Source organism: Delftia sp. JD2 (assembly GCF_001682645.1).
Taxonomy (GTDB): Bacteria; Pseudomonadota; Gammaproteobacteria; order Burkholderiales; family Burkholderiaceae_C; genus Comamonas; species Comamonas acidovorans.
This window is the reverse complement of sequence record NZ_LFJT01000003.1, coordinates 42,764-59,729: the sequence shown is the minus strand read 5'-3', so window position 1 is coordinate 59,729 and position 16,966 is coordinate 42,764. Positions and strand designations below refer to the sequence as shown.

The following is a 16,966-nucleotide window of genomic DNA, read 5'->3' as shown; positions in this document are numbered from 1 at the left end:
GAGGGCACCTGATGCCCACTGGGCCGGAGCCTTCCGCATTTCTCAAGGAAATTACGATGACATGCACCGACCCGAAGTCCACAAAGGCCCTGCAGCTCCGCAGGCAGGCGCTGGCCATGCTGCAGGAAGCTCAGCAGCTTGACGGACTCAAGCCTTACACAGTCACGCATACCCACTGCGCCGGCTGCTCGACCTACGTCATCTGGGCGGAATCCATGCCCAGTGAGGCGCACGCGAAATCAGTGCTCGACTGCGAATTCGAACCTTGGCGAGACGAGCAGCTCTCGGTGGAAGGCCATCATTTCTTGGACGACATTGCGGGTGCGTCCGAGACCTCCCGACTTCCCGACATCCTGGAGAGCTTCACCGCTCCTGCCAGTTCAGAAGAGGCCTGCGCCTCCTGATCTCGGCACCCCACCAAAGCCCCACGCTTGCTCTCTTGAGCATGCGTGGGGCTTTTTCTTTTCATCGTCCATCACTTGTCAGACTGGGCCGTACCCCCTAGAATCCCTGCCGCCACCTCCGGACGCAATCGGGGGGCCGATTAGGCAGGGCCTTGTTTTTTGCACCAACTTCATCTTCCCTTTCGATCTCTGGATCACCGGGTTGTTGTATGCGTCCACGGCTTTCGCCCGGGAAAACTGGAGAACGACATGGATTTTCACTTTCGCAACGACGAGGCTTTCGCCGGCCGCGTCCAAATCTCGCGCCTCGCGCGCAGCATCAAAAAGCAACTCCGTCCCGATGCCTCACATGATGAGTGTCTGGACCTTGCATCGCGCCTACTGGGCTGTGACAGCTACTACGACCTGCGCAGGCGCGCCACTGATCCTGACATTCGCGGCTGGGACCACCAAGAGGCAGTGAAGCTACTGCAGTCCGAGGCTATCAAGCGAGGCTCTCGGTTTCCAGGCAACCTCCCTCCTCGCTTTGACGAGAGCTGGCAGCGCCAGGCTTACCAGCTCATCGACGAAGCCTTGAGTAGTGTCCACCCTGGCACTCTGGAGGTTGTGGCCCTCATCGGCCCCCCCGGCAGCGGAAAAACGCTCCTGGCGGCGCACGTCGTGGACCGTAAGGGCGGCTTCATTGTGGACGTTGGTCAAGCCTCGCTCATCGACATACAGCGCATAAGGTTCAAGGAAAGCGACAGACTGCTGGTGTTTGACCAGTCGTCCGAACCTGCCCGCGAGTTCTATGAACGCCCCGCCTTTGGTGAACCCAGGCCTGCACCTCCACCACTCACGACGCTGAGCGCTCTGGGGAAGTCACGCCGGGTACGTCACGCCACGCTTCCCCTCGACTCCTATCGGTATGTCGGCATGACGGAGACGGGCACGACGACGCTGCGCGCACTGCTGGCAAAGCACCCGGGCCTCGTCGTCGTGGCCACGTTCGCAAACGAAGATGAAGCACTGAACGGTATCCGCAGCACGGCACGGATTGTCAGCGCAAACCCTGCGCTCACCTTTCAGCGGAACTGGCAACGCCTGCATGTCGTGTCGCTTGAGGAAATGCGCCTTAAGACCATTGACCTGGCGCAGGCGCCGTTTACTTCATCGCGGGGCGACTAGCACTCCCCGACCCAAGTGACTTATAAGCCCCGAGGTCAAGGCCCCGGGGCTTTTTCATGGCTGCGCCACGGACTTTTCCCAACCTCGCCCGCGCCGCCAACAAGTGAAGGCATTCCGCTGTAGTTCCGTAGCGGTCCAGCGCCAGCTCCGACAACGGCGCCGGCGCGACGCGCATACCCAGGGACCTCCCGAGACAGCTGGACGGGCGTCACTCACATTGCAGAGCGCATCCACGCACGCCGGCCCCCGGTGCAGGGCCAGGCTCACTGGGTTGGCTGCTTGTGCTCCAGACGCTGACGATCCGCCTCGGCGGCCATGCCGTCCCTAACGGCCGACTCCACAATCTCCCAAGCCTCTTCCCTGGTGCGCAGACGACCGAACACCCGCCTCACTTTGACTTGGCGAGCTTTGCCACCCACCGTAACCATCCAGCTGCCCACGACGTACTGGGCATTGTTCCTTCGAGGGTCGGTGATTTCTTGGATGCTCAGAAGGCTCCCACGCTGCTGCTTGGTGTAGCGGTCCCGCACTCGCATGTAGGGGTCAAGCCCCTGCTTGGCATACGCCTCGTCGCGATGAAACTGGGCCTCAATCAAAGCGGCCTCTGGCCCTCCGTAGTCACCGAAGCCGAAGAAGGTAATGCCTGAACCGCAGATCCCAGGCAACTGCACGCGCCATGCCCCCCAGGAAGGGTGGAAATCGATGTGCTTGAAGCTCGGATGGGGCGGCTGACACCCCGACGCCTCCAGCTTGCGTCGGAGGCCTTCTAGGACGTTGGGGTCGTAGCGCCCGTTCATGATCCTCTTCGGCCCATGGCCATGATGGCGCTTTGCAGTCAACGTTCGCCCTTCCGACGAGGTTTCTGGGCCGTCGTCAGCTGAAGCCCCGCGCAACTGTTATCGACGACAACACCCTGTCTTGAATTGCCACGCTTCCGTGGGATCATTCGCTGTGCTCCGACGTGGAGCCATCGGTCACATTGACTTTATTCTCCCCGCCTTCATTTTCAACAACAGCATCAAAGGTGCGCGCTACTGGATCGAACGTCAACCGGATGTTGGAGTCCCATGGCAAATTCAACTTGGCTACATCTGGAAGAGAAATCCGAGCACAAGCGGTCTTCCCGTATGCGTACGTTTTCAGAACAACCCCGTCCACTACCATGTGCTCATAATAGCCATCTAACAAGAATGAACCTGGGATATTCATATGGAATTTCCGCGTGCCATTCTTCTCCTTCTGTCCACTTAAGGCGACGCAAAAGCTAAATTCCCTTGATAAATCGAAGCTCTCCCAAGATTCCACCGCCTGAATCCTATCAGTATGAATGTTTTTCTGCCGCACCCTGCGTCTGATCAATAAACTCCTCTTCTCAGCAAGCCATTTTTTAAGCAATCCCGGACTAATCTCATTGGCAATCGTCGGGAACTCGATCTTACTAACCGTCGAATTAATGGCCGACTTCTTCTTAGTCGATGGCTTTGGGGACTTCAATGCTTTCAGCTCATTGCCACAAGCTCCTTGTGACAATTCATTAATACTCCCGGCCTCCACTAAACCGCCCCTTCTTTCAGACCTCCTCCGAAGCCCTAGCTTCCTAGTAAGAGCATTTTGCAAAGCCCTTACTGCAACTATTCGCCCACGGATGCTATAGACACCTTTTACTAAACTCTTGAAGATTACAGAATATATAATGGTCCCGCGACTTATCCCCGCATCACCGATCTCGGAATACAAGACAACCCCACCATTATTTTCCATGAGACCTACTAATTTAATTTCCTCTTCCGTGAGGCAGCTATCAATCTTGATAGTCTGAGCACTGTAAAAGTCCCCTTTTTCGTTGCGCTTCAGCCAATCCCTGCTAGCGAGCCACAGCTCCAGTACGTGAATAGGGACAGGAAAACCAGGTCGATACCCATCATATTGTTTGTTGTATTTCTCATAATTGACAGTAATCCCATCCATCAATTCGCTTACGGAAATCCCTTCTGGATTAAGCGCCAACATCTTGCGCAAAGCATAATTAACCTTACGCTTTGATTCGTTATTTATACAGATCCAGCCATCTTTAACGTCAAGCTCCATGAACCCCGGAAGAGCTTGAAGAGCAGAGCATAACTGGTCACGAGTAACTTCTACGTGTGCTTCATCAGCCAAATAGCCTGCTACGCGCGCATAAGAAGTGCAGCCGACCTGAACGCACTCGTCTATCAGGAACTTGGCGGCGGCTGCCACCCAAGGTGGCGCGCCGCTATCTTTCAAGACCGCAATACGGTCATCTTTATTTTCGCGTCCGGCTATAGTTACATATTCAATTTGAGAATTAGAGGATGCAATGGACAATCCGATTGCATCACTCAGTTCCATCGCGCCGAGCAATGAGTAATTCGGGCCAAGAAGGGGTCGCAATTTATTTTGCGCCTCAATAATAGACAATGGAGCCAGTCTTTTAGCTTTGTCTAGAATATTGCTAAGTCGAGGGGTTGCTACGCGGCGACTGTGTAATTCATACAAGACGGTATCAAAGGCCTTCCGCCCCTCCAACTGAGGATCAAGTATTCTCTTTGTTTTATCTGCCGGATAACGGTAGAGCCCGTCCTGTGTAACTTGTACAAACCAGTCTATCCATTTTTTTGCCTTGTTCTCATCCTCGGGACCTTTACGAATATACTTTAAGGCTGCTTCAGCAATAGCTAAAACTTCTTGCTCGACAGTCATTGCATCCGCCTTAAGCAATGCATTAAGTTGCGCGACAGCGATACTAGGCAGTCGAGACTCGTGGAGATACGTCTTCACCCAATCATCAAGAGCGGCAAATACAAAACCCGGGAAACGTATATCTTGTCCGTCAAGGGATTGAACCCACTGCTGTTGCAGTACAGACTTGACACTGGATCTCCAAGCCTGGCTGACGTTTTGCAACTCGTAATCGCCTTGTTCATCCGATTCATTTTTCCAATAAAGCGCCTCAAACTTGGCCAGGATTTCAAGCGTCTTAACAATGCTGATCTTCAACGTCGAACGCACCTGAAAAGCGCTCAAAGTAGGAAATTCGTCCTCAGATGATAGACGATTGACGAATCCCTCCATTTTTGCAAATTCAGAAGGTCCTAAGACCTTCTGCCAACCTGGAGTGAGCCGTACGCGAGTTGGCACGCAACATATACCGCTGCCATACCCCTTTGATCCAACCCATGCTTGTGTCTTTACCAGACTTTCGCGAATTGCGTTCGCAACCAGTTGTGATGGGAGAGATCCGTTCCAGGCTAACAATGACTCACGTTTGAAATCACCAGCGGAGCATTTGATGATCGAGCTGAAGCACTGAATTGCAAAGGATGGCACCACACCAGCATGCCGCCCCTCTTGGGTATCGGGAGCCGGAAGAGGTATTTTTGACTGCATTGATTTACTCATAACTTAGCAAGGACCAGCTTTCAGCAGCATTCGGGCTAAAAATCCGACCACGCTCCCCAATCGATTCTCTGTCCGAATCACTCAGAAGAAACCCTCTCCAGGAATATGCTATTGATTCAATTCTAGTAACGATTTAACCAAAATAATTGCAATTTGTCAAATAATTCAACGCAATTTCTGAACCATTGTTGCAATTACTACGTATCGGATTGCCCGAAGCATCTGGGCCTCGGACCCTTGCTGCATTCCCGACGGCGCGCGTGATGCCGGATGCACATGTCTTCCCTGCAAGAATTCTTCAATCAATGCATCGGCATGGCTCTCAAGTCTTCCGACCATCTCTTCCAGGATGCGCTTCGCGGCCGGGACTCCGATACCGATGGCCTCTCCCGCCGCTAACATCTTGTCCTTTGAGACCTCGTCAAAAACAGAAGCTCCCGGGATGGGTGGGTGCAATGGCTCCCTAGGCCAGATAGCCTGAGAATCCGCATAGAGCGGCGTTACGTACACGGAAGTGGAAAGAAGGTCATAGAAAGGCGCCAGCGCTATGCCATCGCCCGTGACTAGGAAGCTCAAGTTCTTCAGATGGGCATCTGAGTTTCCAACGAGAGTGTTGAAAACCAGCCAGCGATACAGCAGCAACCTGGTGCTGGCCTTGCTTCGGCACATATCGCTCAGCTCTCTCAAGGTCTCCACATTCGCATCGTTGTACTTGTTGCCCGAAGACAAGGAAAGCAGCTGGCACGCATCGAGGACGTGTTTACGCTGCCACTCCACTTCGTGCTCGGTCCGGAAGCGGTCGAAGCGATCAATGATGTAGACGGGCTCTGGCGCGTAGATCATGTGCACCTCTGGTACCGGGAGCCTCAGGCGTGCCGCCAGCTTCATCGTGAAGGCTTCGTTTACCACTGAATGGGGATAAGCCTCGGCCTGGGAATCGGGCTTCAGGATGTGCGACGAAGCGCTGCCAGGCAGCGGCTCGGCCAGATCCCCTGTTTCCTTGTCGAAGAACACGACCATCTTGTGCTGCGCCCCCGCCAGAGACATGCGCTTGGGCGCCTCGCTGCTCAGGGACGCACGCGGCAGGCGCTGGATGCGCTCAGACAGCTGGTCGAGGGCGAGTGGCTTGCTGCCCAGAGCCAAGGGTTGAGCTCCCGACACTCTAAGCACCAGTGAACCTGCTGACTCTTGCCCAAGGGCGGCTAAAAGGCCAAAGGCATCTGCCTTGGGCACGTTCATCTCCTTGGAGAGAAGCGCGCGCATCCCCTCCTCCGGCAGCAGGTTGTCGAAAAACCACTGCACCGGCCGCGTCGTTGAGCCGTCCAGGTGCTGCTGTTGAAGCCTCCCGATAGCTGGGGAGAGGTCAAAGGACTTAGGATTCTCCAGCCACTCCCTCCGGTAATCGAACCCCCAGATGTCCGAGACTTCTTTTAGGTCGCCGATCACTTGGTCATTGAGCACCACTTCCAATTGCCGCTGGTTCATCCGTCAGCCCTTCTTGAATTTAGGGATTGGAATCAATTTCTGGTGAACGTTCTTGTTGACAACCGGCGTCATAGGCGCAATGGAACGAGTCGATGCGGCGTTCGGGATCTTGTGGACGACGTCTAAATTCTGAAATACCTCCTCAGGGATATCTAGGTAGATCTTGATCCCCAGCTCATCCAGCACCCTCAAGATCCGCCCGATTTGCGCGGTGGGCTTCCCGCGCTCTACATCGCGGAGGAACACGTGGCCCACCCCCGCCGCGCTCGCTGCGTCGTCTTGTCGCAGGCCGAGGGCCTTCCTGACGGCAAGGACTGCCTCGCCGAGTTCCGCCGTTGTGTGAATAGGATATTGCATAGCCAATCGATGAGTTCGCATCGATTTTAGCCGCACGGCGCGCTAACCGGCAGGAAATCGAACCGATCCCATCGTTTTGGCCCACCCGTAGCCTAACCAGCCCAAAAAACGAATAGTTCGAATCGTTTATGGGCTACGGAGCGGTCTCTTCCTTCGGAATCGATGAGCTCGGTTAGATTGAGCGCCTAGGGGCCTAGGGGATAAGCAGCACGCACCCCTTGCTTGCAGCCGTGCCACCTCAAGGGATGTACCACCAGTAGGTGGCCAAGGCACAAACGTTGATCACCACGGCGCACCAGAACCATCCCTGGTAGGAGATCTTGCTGGTCTTGTGGCGCAGGAGCTGCTGGGCGAGCACGCCGCCAGGCCACCCTCCAGCAACATCCAAAAGCAACAAGCTGCGCTCCCCCAGGCGCCGACGCCGCCCCATAGCGGATCCCTTATCGATCGTATAGGCCACGAAAGACAGGATGCTGGCGCAGGCGTAGGCCTTGATCAAGATTCCAGGTAGAGCACCCGATCTCCAGCCCACCCACAGCGCCACCGCCAGCGCTGCAGCTGCCAGGTAGGAGAACAGTTTCAGGGTGATCGATGCGAATGGATTCATGTCTTGGTTTGCCATGTTCGGTTGGGGGTACCGCGCCGTGGAACGTCTGCGGCGTCAAAAAAAGGGGCGCAACTGGGAAGGGGCTGCGTCACCGCGACCTAGGGGCCAAAGAAGACCGAAGTGCGCCGGTGCGGCACGGCGCGCCCACGGCCACACGCGCAAAGGGTCGCTAAAAAAACAACCCAAAAATTCGATTTCAGAATGGCTGTCAAGTGCCCCCTAGACTAGTCCAGCGCCAGCAACCAGCCTCGATATCGAGACACCTCGCGAAGAGAAGGAACGGGCAGGCAGGGCTGGCGGAAGCAGCAGATTCGCGCGTACGGCGCCGAAGGCGTGGCTCCTGCCCAGCTCCTCCAACACCGTGCCAAGTGCCTGTATCTCGTCAAGCCGCTCCAGCCCGCCTGCCCTGGCTCCCGCATGCGTGAAGTAGTTGGACCAGGGGCCTCGCCAGGCCCTCAGGGTACTCACCAACGGCTGGAAGTGCGGGGCACACAAACCGCCAAGCCCGCCTACGGCAGCGGCCAGCGCATCTGCAGCGTCCGAGCCGTCGCGTATCCCAGCGTCCGTGTCGTAGATGCGGCGCACGCCTTCGGCCGCTTCCAGTGCATCGGACAGTGCCGGGAGACTCGCGCGCCACATCTCCAAAGCTGAAAGATGCTCCTCCGTCATATCGCGCAGTCGCTGCTCCAGGATCAGCCTGTCATCGAGCAGATGCTTGTTGCGCACTTGTCGAGTCACGTCGCAGCGCACAGCACGGCGAACGCCCTGTACCGCTCTATCAACCATGCCCAGCACATGGGGCTTGTCCAGAAATGGTACGGCGTCAGGCAGTACCAGGTCCACGGCGGCCAGGGCAGGGCCAGACGGGCCGAGAGAGACGAACCCCACCTTGTCCCGACCATAGATCTCGGCAAGGTAAGCAGCTAGCGCTGCAGCTTCCTCCTTGTCCACAAGACCGACCAGCGTTCCAAGCTCTGCATTTACGGCCGCCACACGACAAGCCTGGTGTACTTGCACGTTCACAAGTGCAAGGATCGTGGGGGGCAGAATCCGCATCGCGCTCTCAATTTCGCGAATGCAGTCCCCGAAGACCTGTCGCACAGTGGCCTCCGCAATTTGCAGATCTCGCGCGATGGCCACGAACGTGCGAATACGCCCTTGCTCTCCAATCCAGCGGCGAAGCCGCTTGGTCATATTGTGGTGTTCGCTAGTGTCGGGCAGGGGCTGCTGGAACAACTTGCCGCAGCCCGCCTTGTTCTTGCATCGCAGTCGGCGGGCCGTGGCCACGATCTCGACGCGCTTTCCTCTTCGCGGCATATCCAGAAGGGTCACGCTGCGCTGTCCCCAGGCGCCAACTTCGCGGGAGCGACAAAAGGGGCAGTCGTTGGTACCAGCCAGCACCTCTGCGTGAAGTCGAATCACCGTGTCGGACTCTTCGCAAAAAGACACCTTGTACATCGGAGAGATGCCAGGAACATCAGAGCAGGGGCGGAAACTCACTTCGACATCCTGACATTCATCGCACGTTCGCCCGCGCACATAGCGAGGCCTCGCATTTGGGTGGCCAGCGCAACCAGCGCCAGCAAGGTGAGAGCGCTCCTGTCGTCACACAGGGATTTGCCTACGGGCATTCCAAGCCGCACTTCAGTGCTTCAGGCCAGTGAGGTCGATGACAGGGCCTGCGAACTGCGAACCATCAGCCCGCGAGACCATTGCAGCCTTCGCATCGGCTAGGCTTTTCAGCACAAGCTGCCGGAATGCGATGGCGTTGGGCTGACTGGCTTTGAAGCGCGCGATCAATTCCTCGCGCGAGAAACCCATCATGCGTCCCGTGAGACTGGATGCCATCATGTCGGCCATGAGGCCATAGATGTCTGCACCCTCTAGGGCGGCCTCCCTTGCCACCTTGACGAGCCTAGACAGCTTGGCTGGGTCGATGTGGTACTCAGTACGACCGACACCTGTGGCAACGAAGACGTGCGTGAGGAAAGGTGCATAGGAGCCTACGTTCTCCGGCGTCATGCCGCTGGCAATGGCCAGGACCCCGGACCTACCCATTGAACGGATCTTCTCAATGTCTGGGGCGTGCCCCGTGGCGGCCCCGCTGGTGGTAGGAACAAAACCCGCCAAGCGTGCCTGATGAGCAGCCTCGACTGGATCCGGCTCTGGCTCCTGGTACTTGAACGCCACGCCGGCAAACAACGTCATCTGCGGATGCATCCGGGCAAAGTCTTGCAGCTGCTGCCCCATCTCATCCAAGCCGCGCGAGGTCACTCCCATCGCATCGGCCCACACCCAGCTCAACCCCAACTCCTGTGCGCGCTTGGCGGCATCTATCGCAGACATGGAAAGCAGATTCACCCCGACCGGGAAAAGCCGAGAAGCACGCTGAGCGGCGCCAGCCACTTCCAAAAGCTCTTCGTCCTTGCCGGCGTGGGAGATGAGCATGACACCATCGGCATCACATTCGATCGCTAGCTTCGCTTCCGCCAGGGTCGTTTCACGGTCACGGTGATGTATCACGGGAATGATCAAGGGCTTAAGCATGGTTGCCTTCTAGCGTCAGCGGCTGGTGGCTGGCGCTGGCCACTCGCAGCGCCAGCCGCAGGATCAACCACAAAACGCGATATCAAAACATTGTCTGCGTGAGTGCCTCAGGCTTGGAGGTGCCGGAATACGATGCGCGCACGATCTGGACTTCCTTCAGGGAACTCTACGGTCACTCGATCCCCAGCAACGATCGCTACCTCCCAACGACGCATCGCCTTATCTACGCCGCTGGAAATAAGCAGGCCGCTGTCCAGTCGGACTTCGAACCGCCCGCCCTCACCCACCGCTTCTACACGGCCTCTATGTGAAGTGATGTCATCACGCAAACTCATGGATTCCTCGATTTCGAAAAATGAACGGCCAGCCAGCGACAGCACGCCGAATCCCGACAGGTGCAGGCAAGATATCCAGGCCGGTGCCCTCCAGCTCAGTGTAGAACCTAAGACGAGCCATCTTGGGGCGAGTGGTAAGGGGGCTGTCACCTGCGCAAACGCAAGAGTGCGGCTTGAATACAACTCTCAGACCAGCGCCAGCTTCGCGAAACTGCGACCGTAAAAGCCCGATGAAAGAGCGGAGGAGTGTGGTCAAACGCATAGCCTGGGCGGTTCTAGAAAGCAGGGCGAGAAGCCGAGTCAGAGGCCTTCCTCGCACGGAATGATGAGCAGCCGCTCGACACCCTGCGGAGGCTGCGGCGCATCAGGCCTTTCGTGTGAGGGAACAAGCAAGCTCCCGCGAGATGTCTCCGTTTGAGTCATCGCCGCGATTGCCTCCGCGCGGTTGAGGTATTCCGAGGTAGAGCTACTCATGCCGATGCCGATCTCCGGCCTAGGGCAATCAGGCAGCTCGGAGTCAATCGGTGCCACATCGAGCCAACGCGCATACTGAGGAGCGGCCACACCCTCGTCTCGGCTGTGCGAGGAATAAGTCACAAGCCTCGCATGAACGGGGCAATAGCCCTGTGGTTGCTCGATGCCCAACATGGCGTCGATCAGGAGCCTTCCATTGGCGTCAATATGAGCTTCCGGATGCCAGATCCTGCAGAAGCGTGACGCATCCTTGTGCCACTTCTCGTACCAGTCTGCCATGAGGGCGCTGAGCGGCGGACGAGCGGCTTGGGATACCGATTTGATTGCCTGGGCCTTGATGTAAGGCGACTCTCCTGAAAACGCAGAGACATCTAGCTCGATGAGCTGCCAGTCACTGCGAATATCCCGCGCACGATTCCAGTAGTCTTGGAACCGCTCCTGGTCGGCGAACGATCTGGACATCAGTCGCTTGATATCCCGGATGTACCTGGCAGAAACGTCATCGTCTGGCGCCAGCGAAGCCAACAAGCGATAGGCGCGCCTGTTTGCAATGCACAGGTAGCCCATCTCGCCTGTGTTCTTGTGGCTCACCAGCGCGATGGGAAAAGCCAGAACCGGCAGCACTACCGATGTCTTGGACGTGTCCAGGGAGTCCCGCAGGGCAGCAAGGTAGTCGGCGGCCATCTGCCCAAACGTAGCTGTGTCCGGCGTCGAAAGGAAGGGGGCGACTGACTGCTCAAAACGCTCGCAGAGCCCCATGATTTCCTGCTTGCGCTCGAAGGAGCCGAAGTTCGAATCGCGTACCCACTCCTGCGCTCCTGGCCATTCGTGCTGCGTGGTCTCGGATGCTGCCTTGGACGGCAGCAGAGCCCACTTACGCGATACCTCGGTGAAGCGGGTCTTGGTGTGTGTCAGCGTGATCCGGTGCACCCACGCATGCGACATCAGGCGGTTGTCGCATTCCTCTTCCTGGGGTGCCGCGTACAGCACGTGCTTTGACGTGCCGGAAAGCACCAGGCGCAGCGGCGCGTATCCTTGGCGCTCCGCGAATTCTTGCACCCGAGCGACCAGATCCATGCCTTCGCGGGATAGCGAAAACATCTGGTCCAGCAGCCTCCGCCATTCGGCCGTCGTCTTCTGTTGGGGGTGCGGCAGCGGCTTGCCACGGTGTGCAGCCCGCCAGGCAATCACCGCCCGGTGGACCAAGGCAGGACGCTCATGCTCCAGGCCCACGCAGCCATCATTCAAGGCTTGCAGCAAAGCCTGACGGGCCGGTTCTTCGGCAGCGCGCTCGGCCTCCACAAGCTTTAGTGCGCGTTTGAAAAACCTGATGTACGAGAGGTGATTGACGCGCGTGTTCCGGTGATGGATATACCAGCGCAGATCCTCAGGCTCCACAGCATCAAGTACCAGATACGGCATTTCTTCGTGGTCCCAATAGTTGGGGCGAAATTTCGAAACGCGCACTTTCGCGTTGAACTGGCGATCACTGCGGAATGAGTCGATCTGAACATGGACATCCACGCAAACGTCGCAGCCGTCCTTGTAAGCCACAACGCAGTCCATGGGAGACAGCGCATTTGCCGTCATAGTGAAACCGCGTCCATGGTCCCGATAGGTGCGTTTCGTAATTCCCGAGGCGGTGTCGGGATTGATGAGGTCGCGCCACTGGCACAGAACGCGAGAGCCGGGGCGTAGATAGGCGTTCTTTGCGTCTATCCAGCTCTGATAGCTGGGACGCGCCACACCGCCGTCAAGCATGCTGCTGGCGTCGTCGTCGTGAAGGAACCGGCACCAGCGATCCTGGAAGCGCTGCGAAACGAAGGCCAGCGACTCGCCCTCATCATGGAAGTCGCCAAAGAGCTTGAGGCGATGATCGAGGCCTGCTGCCAGGATCAGAAATCGTTTGTAGTGCAGGGCATGCTTTTCGTGAGCGTTGAGTGCATCGGAGTAGGCAACGTCCTCGAAGCGAATCTTGGTGCCGTCGATCCCTCGAAAGAACATACTCTGGTCATCAGCCTTGGTCGGGAAGAGCCTTGCGCTTCCCAGATGCGACTCAACAGGCGAGAACACACGATGGATGTTTTGGCCGTTGCGCACCAGCATGAATACCTTCGCGTTCTCCTCGTTGCGCACGGTGTTCGTCCAGGTGTCGCCGTAGTCGATATGGCGTCGGGACACGCACATGACCAGCACACAGCGCTGCGTGGGGAAAATCTGCTCGATGAGGGCTGGATGCACCCGAAGCGCGTTGAAGAATCTCGCTTCTGAGTCAAAGTCGAACCGCTGGTCCAGGTCTTCAAACACGGCCAGCTCCTCGTCCATCAGCTTCTTGGCCTGGACGAATGTCAGCGGCTCGGAGCGGGGAGCGCCCGCGCCTTCGCAGATGGTTTGCACCACCACGTCTTCTCCAACATAGAGATTCAGGGAGCCAATACCATCGAGAAGTTCGCCGACATAGTTGCGAACCTCTTCCGTGTGGGCGAGCGCTGCATGGGCCTTTTCGTCAAAAAAGGGCGTGAGCTTGGCCAGCTCGGACGAGATCTCGCCCGCCTTGCCTTGGATCCAGCTGGCCTTGATGGTTGCGATCTGAAGTTCTTGCTGGGCGGCCGTTCGTAGAGCGCCAATCCTCTGGTCCGTGATGCCGGTTCCTAGGGCGTCGGAAAGCGTTCCCGTAGCAATAGCAACAATGCTCGGATCCACGGTCGGTTGCGACACAGGAACCGCTAGCTCATCAGAATGGGAAGCACGTTGTGGCTCGGCAGCGCAAGCCACGCATTCCTCACTATCCTCATCCTGATTTTGGTCCCGAGGCCTGGGGGTGTGGCCTAACGACTTCGCCCGAGCCTCACGAAGTCCCGCTTCCACGATGGCGTTCATCCGCCCCGGGTCGGCCTGGGCCTCCACCATCTCGGCCTGCAGCCGCGCCATGTTCGCTTGTATCTGCGCCACCTCTTTTGCACGCACAGCTTCGTGGTCTGGCTCGAATTCGAAAAGGCTAAGGAAATCCACGAGCAGAACTCGATGCTCTTTGAATCCGTGCCAGGCGTGCTGTGCCTGCCCCGTTTTGTTGCGCCAGCGCAGCGTGCGCCCGCTGCCAAATTGCAGCGGGTGAGGCCGCAGGATGATGGTGTGCGGCTTGTCGTCTACGAGTCGGACCGAGACGATGAGCAGGACGGTGCCTGCTGAAATTCCTTCTTGAGGAATTTCCTCTAGCGCGCGCCAGTATTGACCTGCTTGGAGAGATTGAAAGCGAGCGATGGTCTGAACCTCGGGTTCGCCATCTAACTGCTGCACCATGAGCGCTGAATTTTCTTGCATTTTTGCCACCGATGTTGGGCGAGCAGTCAGCTCGCAGTGACGAATTATGCAATTGTAATTTAATTAATAGTAATTGCAATCCAATTAAGGCAACAAAAATTGCAATTGCTGCTGGCACTGCGGTCCCGGGGTACGCGGTAGTTTGAGGCCCGCTGTCGAACCCAGCCGATCGCCAAGGTCGGGGGCGAGAGCACCAGCGGAGGCGAAGCCAAATGCTCCTTGCGCGGGATGGCAAGAGTGCAGAGATGGCAGTTGCTCCTTCTGCGTGGAGCACTGGATGTTCGGATTTGCCGTGGTTCAAGCGCAGCGGCCGTGATTTCACCCCTCCGAAGACTCGGAACGAGTTTTCAAGCGTGTCAGATGTTTGTTCGCATTTCTCACATGGCGCGCCTGAATGTCATCGTCAATGGCGAGGCCGTTTATGTCATGTCGAGCACACCCGTCAGCGATTTTGCGAAGATACCTTGGATCCTTGCAGTACCGCTCCAGATACAGGCTGATCTTGCGCTTTGAGAGACTGGACCCATTGGCCAAGGCCTCCTGATGAAGATCCTTGGTAATGCCTACCTTCAGGGGAAGATGTATCCCATGCCCGAACAAGTGCGGCCAGCGACTCTCCATCTCCTCGCTGACAGCTTCATAGTCGAAGGGCGCGCCGTGACTTGCCGCGAGTGCCGACGTCTGGCTGGAGGAATCTTCCATCATGCTGCTCCTGTGATTTGACTCGAATAATTCGAAAAATATTTAACACACAATTGCAATTATAATTGACAATGTGTTTCACAGCAACGATTCGCTTCCACGGCCGATCGGCGAAACCTTAATGAGGTACGTCGCCCAAGCATGCGGTGAGACCGGCTCTCTCGCAGCGACCCAACTTGTGGCGCCAATCGGTGAGCGCCGATCCTAGGCGTGCTTTTTCAACTTTGGAGCATCGCTGCCTCGACACAGGCTGCAGCTGGCTGGCTTTCATCCAAGCATTCGAGCCTCTTGGCCAAAAAATTGAGAAAGGCCCACCCATGAATGCCCATTCCTTCGCCCGCCAATGTCTGGCGCACAGATACACACTCATCACACGTTCCGAGTGTGGATGCGCCGCATCAATACTCCACAACGCCCAGGAATCCCCGGAGACTGCGACAAGGGTGATGATCGATGGGATGCGACAAGGACGCCGCGTCGAATGCCTTCCCGCACTGGTCGCCGCAGAGATCCCTTGGACCTGCTCCATTCACCGGCTTGGGGGTGCGCAAGAAAGCGCAGCGTGAAGCAACTGCGCAGTGGCCATCTACGCGCTCGCGTCTTGAGACGCTCAGAGGTCACTGGCGCCGACGAGGGAAACAGCACCGCCTCGGCGCATTCGCACGGCGCAAGGGCACTGTTGCTACACCGCAGTCCCAGCTATCGCACGCCAATAGTCGCAACAGCAAACAAAAACCCGGCAGTGCCATGAGCACGGTGCCGGGTTTCGCTAAGCAGTTGGCTTTTTAGGCTTCGATCAAGAACTGATCGCGGTCCTTTCCATTGATCCAGTTCGGGGGCTTGCCCCGGCCCGTCCAAGTCGCGCCAGTGGCGGGGTCGCGGTACTTGGGGACGCCGACGCTACCTGCCCCAGTCGAGGCGGCGCGACCACGGCGACCGGACGGGAAGATGTCTTGGGCGGTCAGGCCAAACTCGGCCACCAGGTCGCGAATTTCCTTAACCGCGCCGGACACTTCATTCTGGCGCGCGGCTGCGATCTGGGCTTCCAGCGCTTGGCGCTGTTGCAGCAGTTCCTTGTAGCTCATGCTCATGCTGTATTTCTCCTGACATCAAATCGGTTAGTAACCGTTGAATTATCACGCAAAAAATCAATCCGTGGGCGATGTATTTGCAAATTTCCTTATCGCCTCAATTGCAATTTCTTGCAAACCATCCTTGCCCAATCGCATCCGAGCCAAGGCAAACCCGATGCCCACACTTTCTCACCCTCGCGAGCTGTGAGACTGAGTGGTCACATCCCGTGTCGCCGCCTGCAATCAGCATCCCTGCAACACGCGTAGCCTGTAATCGCCAAGAAGTCTTGATGGACCGCCAGCACCAAAGCGGTGCACAAACGACGGGGGCATCGTACCCCCGCCGTGAATCCGGCTGCTACTGTATCAACGCAAATTGGATCGCGAAGCCGTGCAGCAACTACTGCCAATTCTTGCCAATCAGTATTTAGTGGCAAATTGCGTAGCAAGAGATTGATTTCTCTTGAAATGCGGGAGGAATGCCTCGGCTAGCGCTGGGTTGTCCCAGTTCACTGTCACGTACTCGCTGTTGCGGGTCTCTGCCGACACCGTGTAGTTGAAGCTGCCGGTCTGCACATGTTTGCTATCCGACAAGATCAGCTTGTCATGGTGGATTGCAAACGCCGACACCACGCGTACATCAGCGCCAGCGGTGCTCAAGGCGCTCAAGGCGGCGCGAGCCCGTCCATCCGACTCCCGAGACAGATTGTGGTTCTCATCCACCACCAGCGCGACAGATACACCTCGCTTTCTCGCGCGGAGCAGGGCTTGGGTGACGCGGGCCGAGGTGAATGCATATGCCAGCACCTTGATATCAACTTGGGCGGCATCGATCACCCGTACAACAAGGCCTTCTGCGCCCCCCTTCGGGCTGAACGCTATTTCGACAGTCCCCGCAGAAGGGACCCTGACCGGGGAGTCTACGATCGAGCGAGCCACCCGCCCTACAGCACTGCGCAGATCTGCACCGTCGAAGCCCGCAGCCAATGTGACGAACGCGGTCGCGGTAATCGCGAGCGCAGCTTTGGAGACAATTCGATAATTGATCATAGAATTGGAATTAATTGATGCAAT

The 16,966-nt window shown here is 57.3% G+C and carries 14 protein-coding genes; 2 read left to right on the top strand and 12 right to left on the bottom strand.

Translation table 11 applies throughout. The features are described from left to right. The first annotated feature begins 56 nt into the window (after nt 1-56). Both ACM14_RS02475 and ACM14_RS02470 read left to right on the top strand, forming a co-directional pair. Nucleotides 57-404 carry a hypothetical protein gene (locus ACM14_RS02475; protein WP_074921878.1) on the top strand — a complete coding sequence of 116 codons (348 nt, stop codon included), beginning with the start codon at nt 57-59 and terminating at the stop codon, nt 402-404. A gap of 249 nt (nt 405-653) precedes the next feature. Further along, entirely contained in the window at nt 654-1,571 is a 918-nt protein-coding gene (locus tag ACM14_RS02470; RefSeq protein ID WP_065345182.1) for an ATP-binding protein, read from the top strand. Between the two features lie 263 nt (nt 1,572-1,834). Here ACM14_RS02470 and ACM14_RS02465 read toward each other — a convergent pair whose 3' ends face one another. The 12 genes from ACM14_RS02465 to ACM14_RS02415 form a co-directional block, all read right to left on the bottom strand. Then, a complete protein-coding gene (locus tag ACM14_RS02465) occupies nt 1,835-2,368 on the bottom strand; it encodes a hypothetical protein (RefSeq protein WP_065345181.1) in 534 nt (177 codons plus the stop codon). A 145-nt stretch (nt 2,369-2,513) separates the two neighbouring features. Then, complete coding sequence (locus ACM14_RS31240; RefSeq protein WP_139093325.1) at nt 2,514-4,979, bottom strand: hypothetical protein; 2,466 nt, start codon at nt 4,977-4,979, stop codon at nt 2,514-2,516. 177 nt (nt 4,980-5,156) lie between these two features. Next, nucleotides 5,157-6,476, bottom strand: a complete 1,320-nt coding sequence (locus ACM14_RS02460; RefSeq protein WP_047219295.1) for a HipA domain-containing protein — start codon at nt 6,474-6,476, stop codon at nt 5,157-5,159. Nucleotides 6,477-6,479: 3 nt separating this feature from the next. Beyond that, a complete protein-coding gene (locus tag ACM14_RS02455) occupies nt 6,480-6,833 on the bottom strand; it encodes a helix-turn-helix domain-containing protein (RefSeq protein ID WP_065345180.1) in 354 nt (117 codons plus the stop codon). Nucleotides 6,834-7,071: 238 nt separating this feature from the next. Continuing rightward, nucleotides 7,072-7,440 carry a DUF1294 domain-containing protein gene (locus ACM14_RS02450; RefSeq protein WP_084027259.1) on the bottom strand — a complete coding sequence of 123 codons (369 nt, stop codon included), beginning with the start codon at nt 7,438-7,440 and terminating at the stop codon, nt 7,072-7,074. Nucleotides 7,441-7,659: 219 nt separating this feature from the next. Beyond that, nucleotides 7,660-8,940, bottom strand: a complete 1,281-nt coding sequence (locus ACM14_RS02445; RefSeq protein WP_139093324.1) for a transposase — start codon at nt 8,938-8,940, stop codon at nt 7,660-7,662. A gap of 144 nt (nt 8,941-9,084) precedes the next feature. Then, nucleotides 9,085-9,987, bottom strand: a complete 903-nt coding sequence (locus tag ACM14_RS02440) for a hypothetical protein (protein ID WP_065345178.1) — start codon at nt 9,985-9,987, stop codon at nt 9,085-9,087. 107 nt (nt 9,988-10,094) lie between these two features. Continuing rightward, nucleotides 10,095-10,322: a translation initiation factor IF-1 gene (locus ACM14_RS32690; RefSeq protein ID WP_368072932.1), complete on the bottom strand. Its 228-nt coding sequence runs from the start codon at nt 10,320-10,322 to the stop codon at nt 10,095-10,097. Between the two features lie 300 nt (nt 10,323-10,622). Continuing rightward, a complete protein-coding gene (locus ACM14_RS02430; protein ID WP_065345176.1) occupies nt 10,623-14,096 on the bottom strand; it encodes a hypothetical protein in 3,474 nt (1,157 codons plus the stop codon). Nucleotides 14,097-14,435: 339 nt separating this feature from the next. Beyond that, nucleotides 14,436-14,819 (bottom strand): ProQ/FINO family protein, encoded by a 384-nt coding sequence (locus ACM14_RS02425; RefSeq protein WP_175403226.1) that lies wholly within the window; start codon nt 14,817-14,819, stop codon nt 14,436-14,438. Between the two features lie 785 nt (nt 14,820-15,604). Then, nucleotides 15,605-15,910, bottom strand: a complete 306-nt coding sequence (locus ACM14_RS02420) for an H-NS family nucleoid-associated regulatory protein (protein ID WP_065345174.1) — start codon at nt 15,908-15,910, stop codon at nt 15,605-15,607. A 402-nt stretch (nt 15,911-16,312) separates the two neighbouring features. Continuing rightward, a complete protein-coding gene (locus ACM14_RS02415; RefSeq protein WP_065345173.1) occupies nt 16,313-16,942 on the bottom strand; it encodes a phospholipase D-like domain-containing protein in 630 nt (209 codons plus the stop codon). Nucleotides 16,943-16,966 lie beyond the last annotated feature (24 nt).

Bases quoted from the DNA above. Each gene is read 5' to 3' on its own strand.
- ACM14_RS02450 (WP_084027259.1), bottom strand. From the start codon at position 7,440: ATGAATCCATTCGCATCGATCACCCTGAAACTGTTCTCCTACCTGGCA.
- ACM14_RS02415 (WP_065345173.1), bottom strand. From the start codon at position 16,942: ATGATCAATTATCGAATTGTCTCCAAAGCTGCGCTCGCGATTACCGCG.
- ACM14_RS02425 (WP_175403226.1), bottom strand. From the start codon at position 14,819: ATGGAAGATTCCTCCAGCCAGACGTCGGCACTCGCGGCAAGTCACGGC.
- ACM14_RS02470 (WP_065345182.1), top strand. From the start codon at position 654: ATGGATTTTCACTTTCGCAACGACGAGGCTTTCGCCGGCCGCGTCCAA.
- ACM14_RS02440 (WP_065345178.1), bottom strand. From the start codon at position 9,987: ATGCTTAAGCCCTTGATCATTCCCGTGATACATCACCGTGACCGTGAA.
- ACM14_RS02455 (WP_065345180.1), bottom strand. From the start codon at position 6,833: ATGCAATATCCTATTCACACAACGGCGGAACTCGGCGAGGCAGTCCTT.
- ACM14_RS32690 (WP_368072932.1), bottom strand. From the start codon at position 10,322: ATGAGTTTGCGTGATGACATCACTTCACATAGAGGCCGTGTAGAAGCG.
- ACM14_RS02475 (WP_074921878.1), top strand. From the start codon at position 57: ATGACATGCACCGACCCGAAGTCCACAAAGGCCCTGCAGCTCCGCAGG.
- ACM14_RS02460 (WP_047219295.1), bottom strand. From the start codon at position 6,476: ATGAACCAGCGGCAATTGGAAGTGGTGCTCAATGACCAAGTGATCGGC.
- ACM14_RS02430 (WP_065345176.1), bottom strand. From the start codon at position 14,096: ATGGTGCAGCAGTTAGATGGCGAACCCGAGGTTCAGACCATCGCTCGC.
- ACM14_RS02420 (WP_065345174.1), bottom strand. From the start codon at position 15,910: ATGAGCATGAGCTACAAGGAACTGCTGCAACAGCGCCAAGCGCTGGAA.
- ACM14_RS02465 (WP_065345181.1), bottom strand. From the start codon at position 2,368: ATGAACGGGCGCTACGACCCCAACGTCCTAGAAGGCCTCCGACGCAAG.
- ACM14_RS31240 (WP_139093325.1), bottom strand. From the start codon at position 4,979: ATGCAGTCAAAAATACCTCTTCCGGCTCCCGATACCCAAGAGGGGCGG.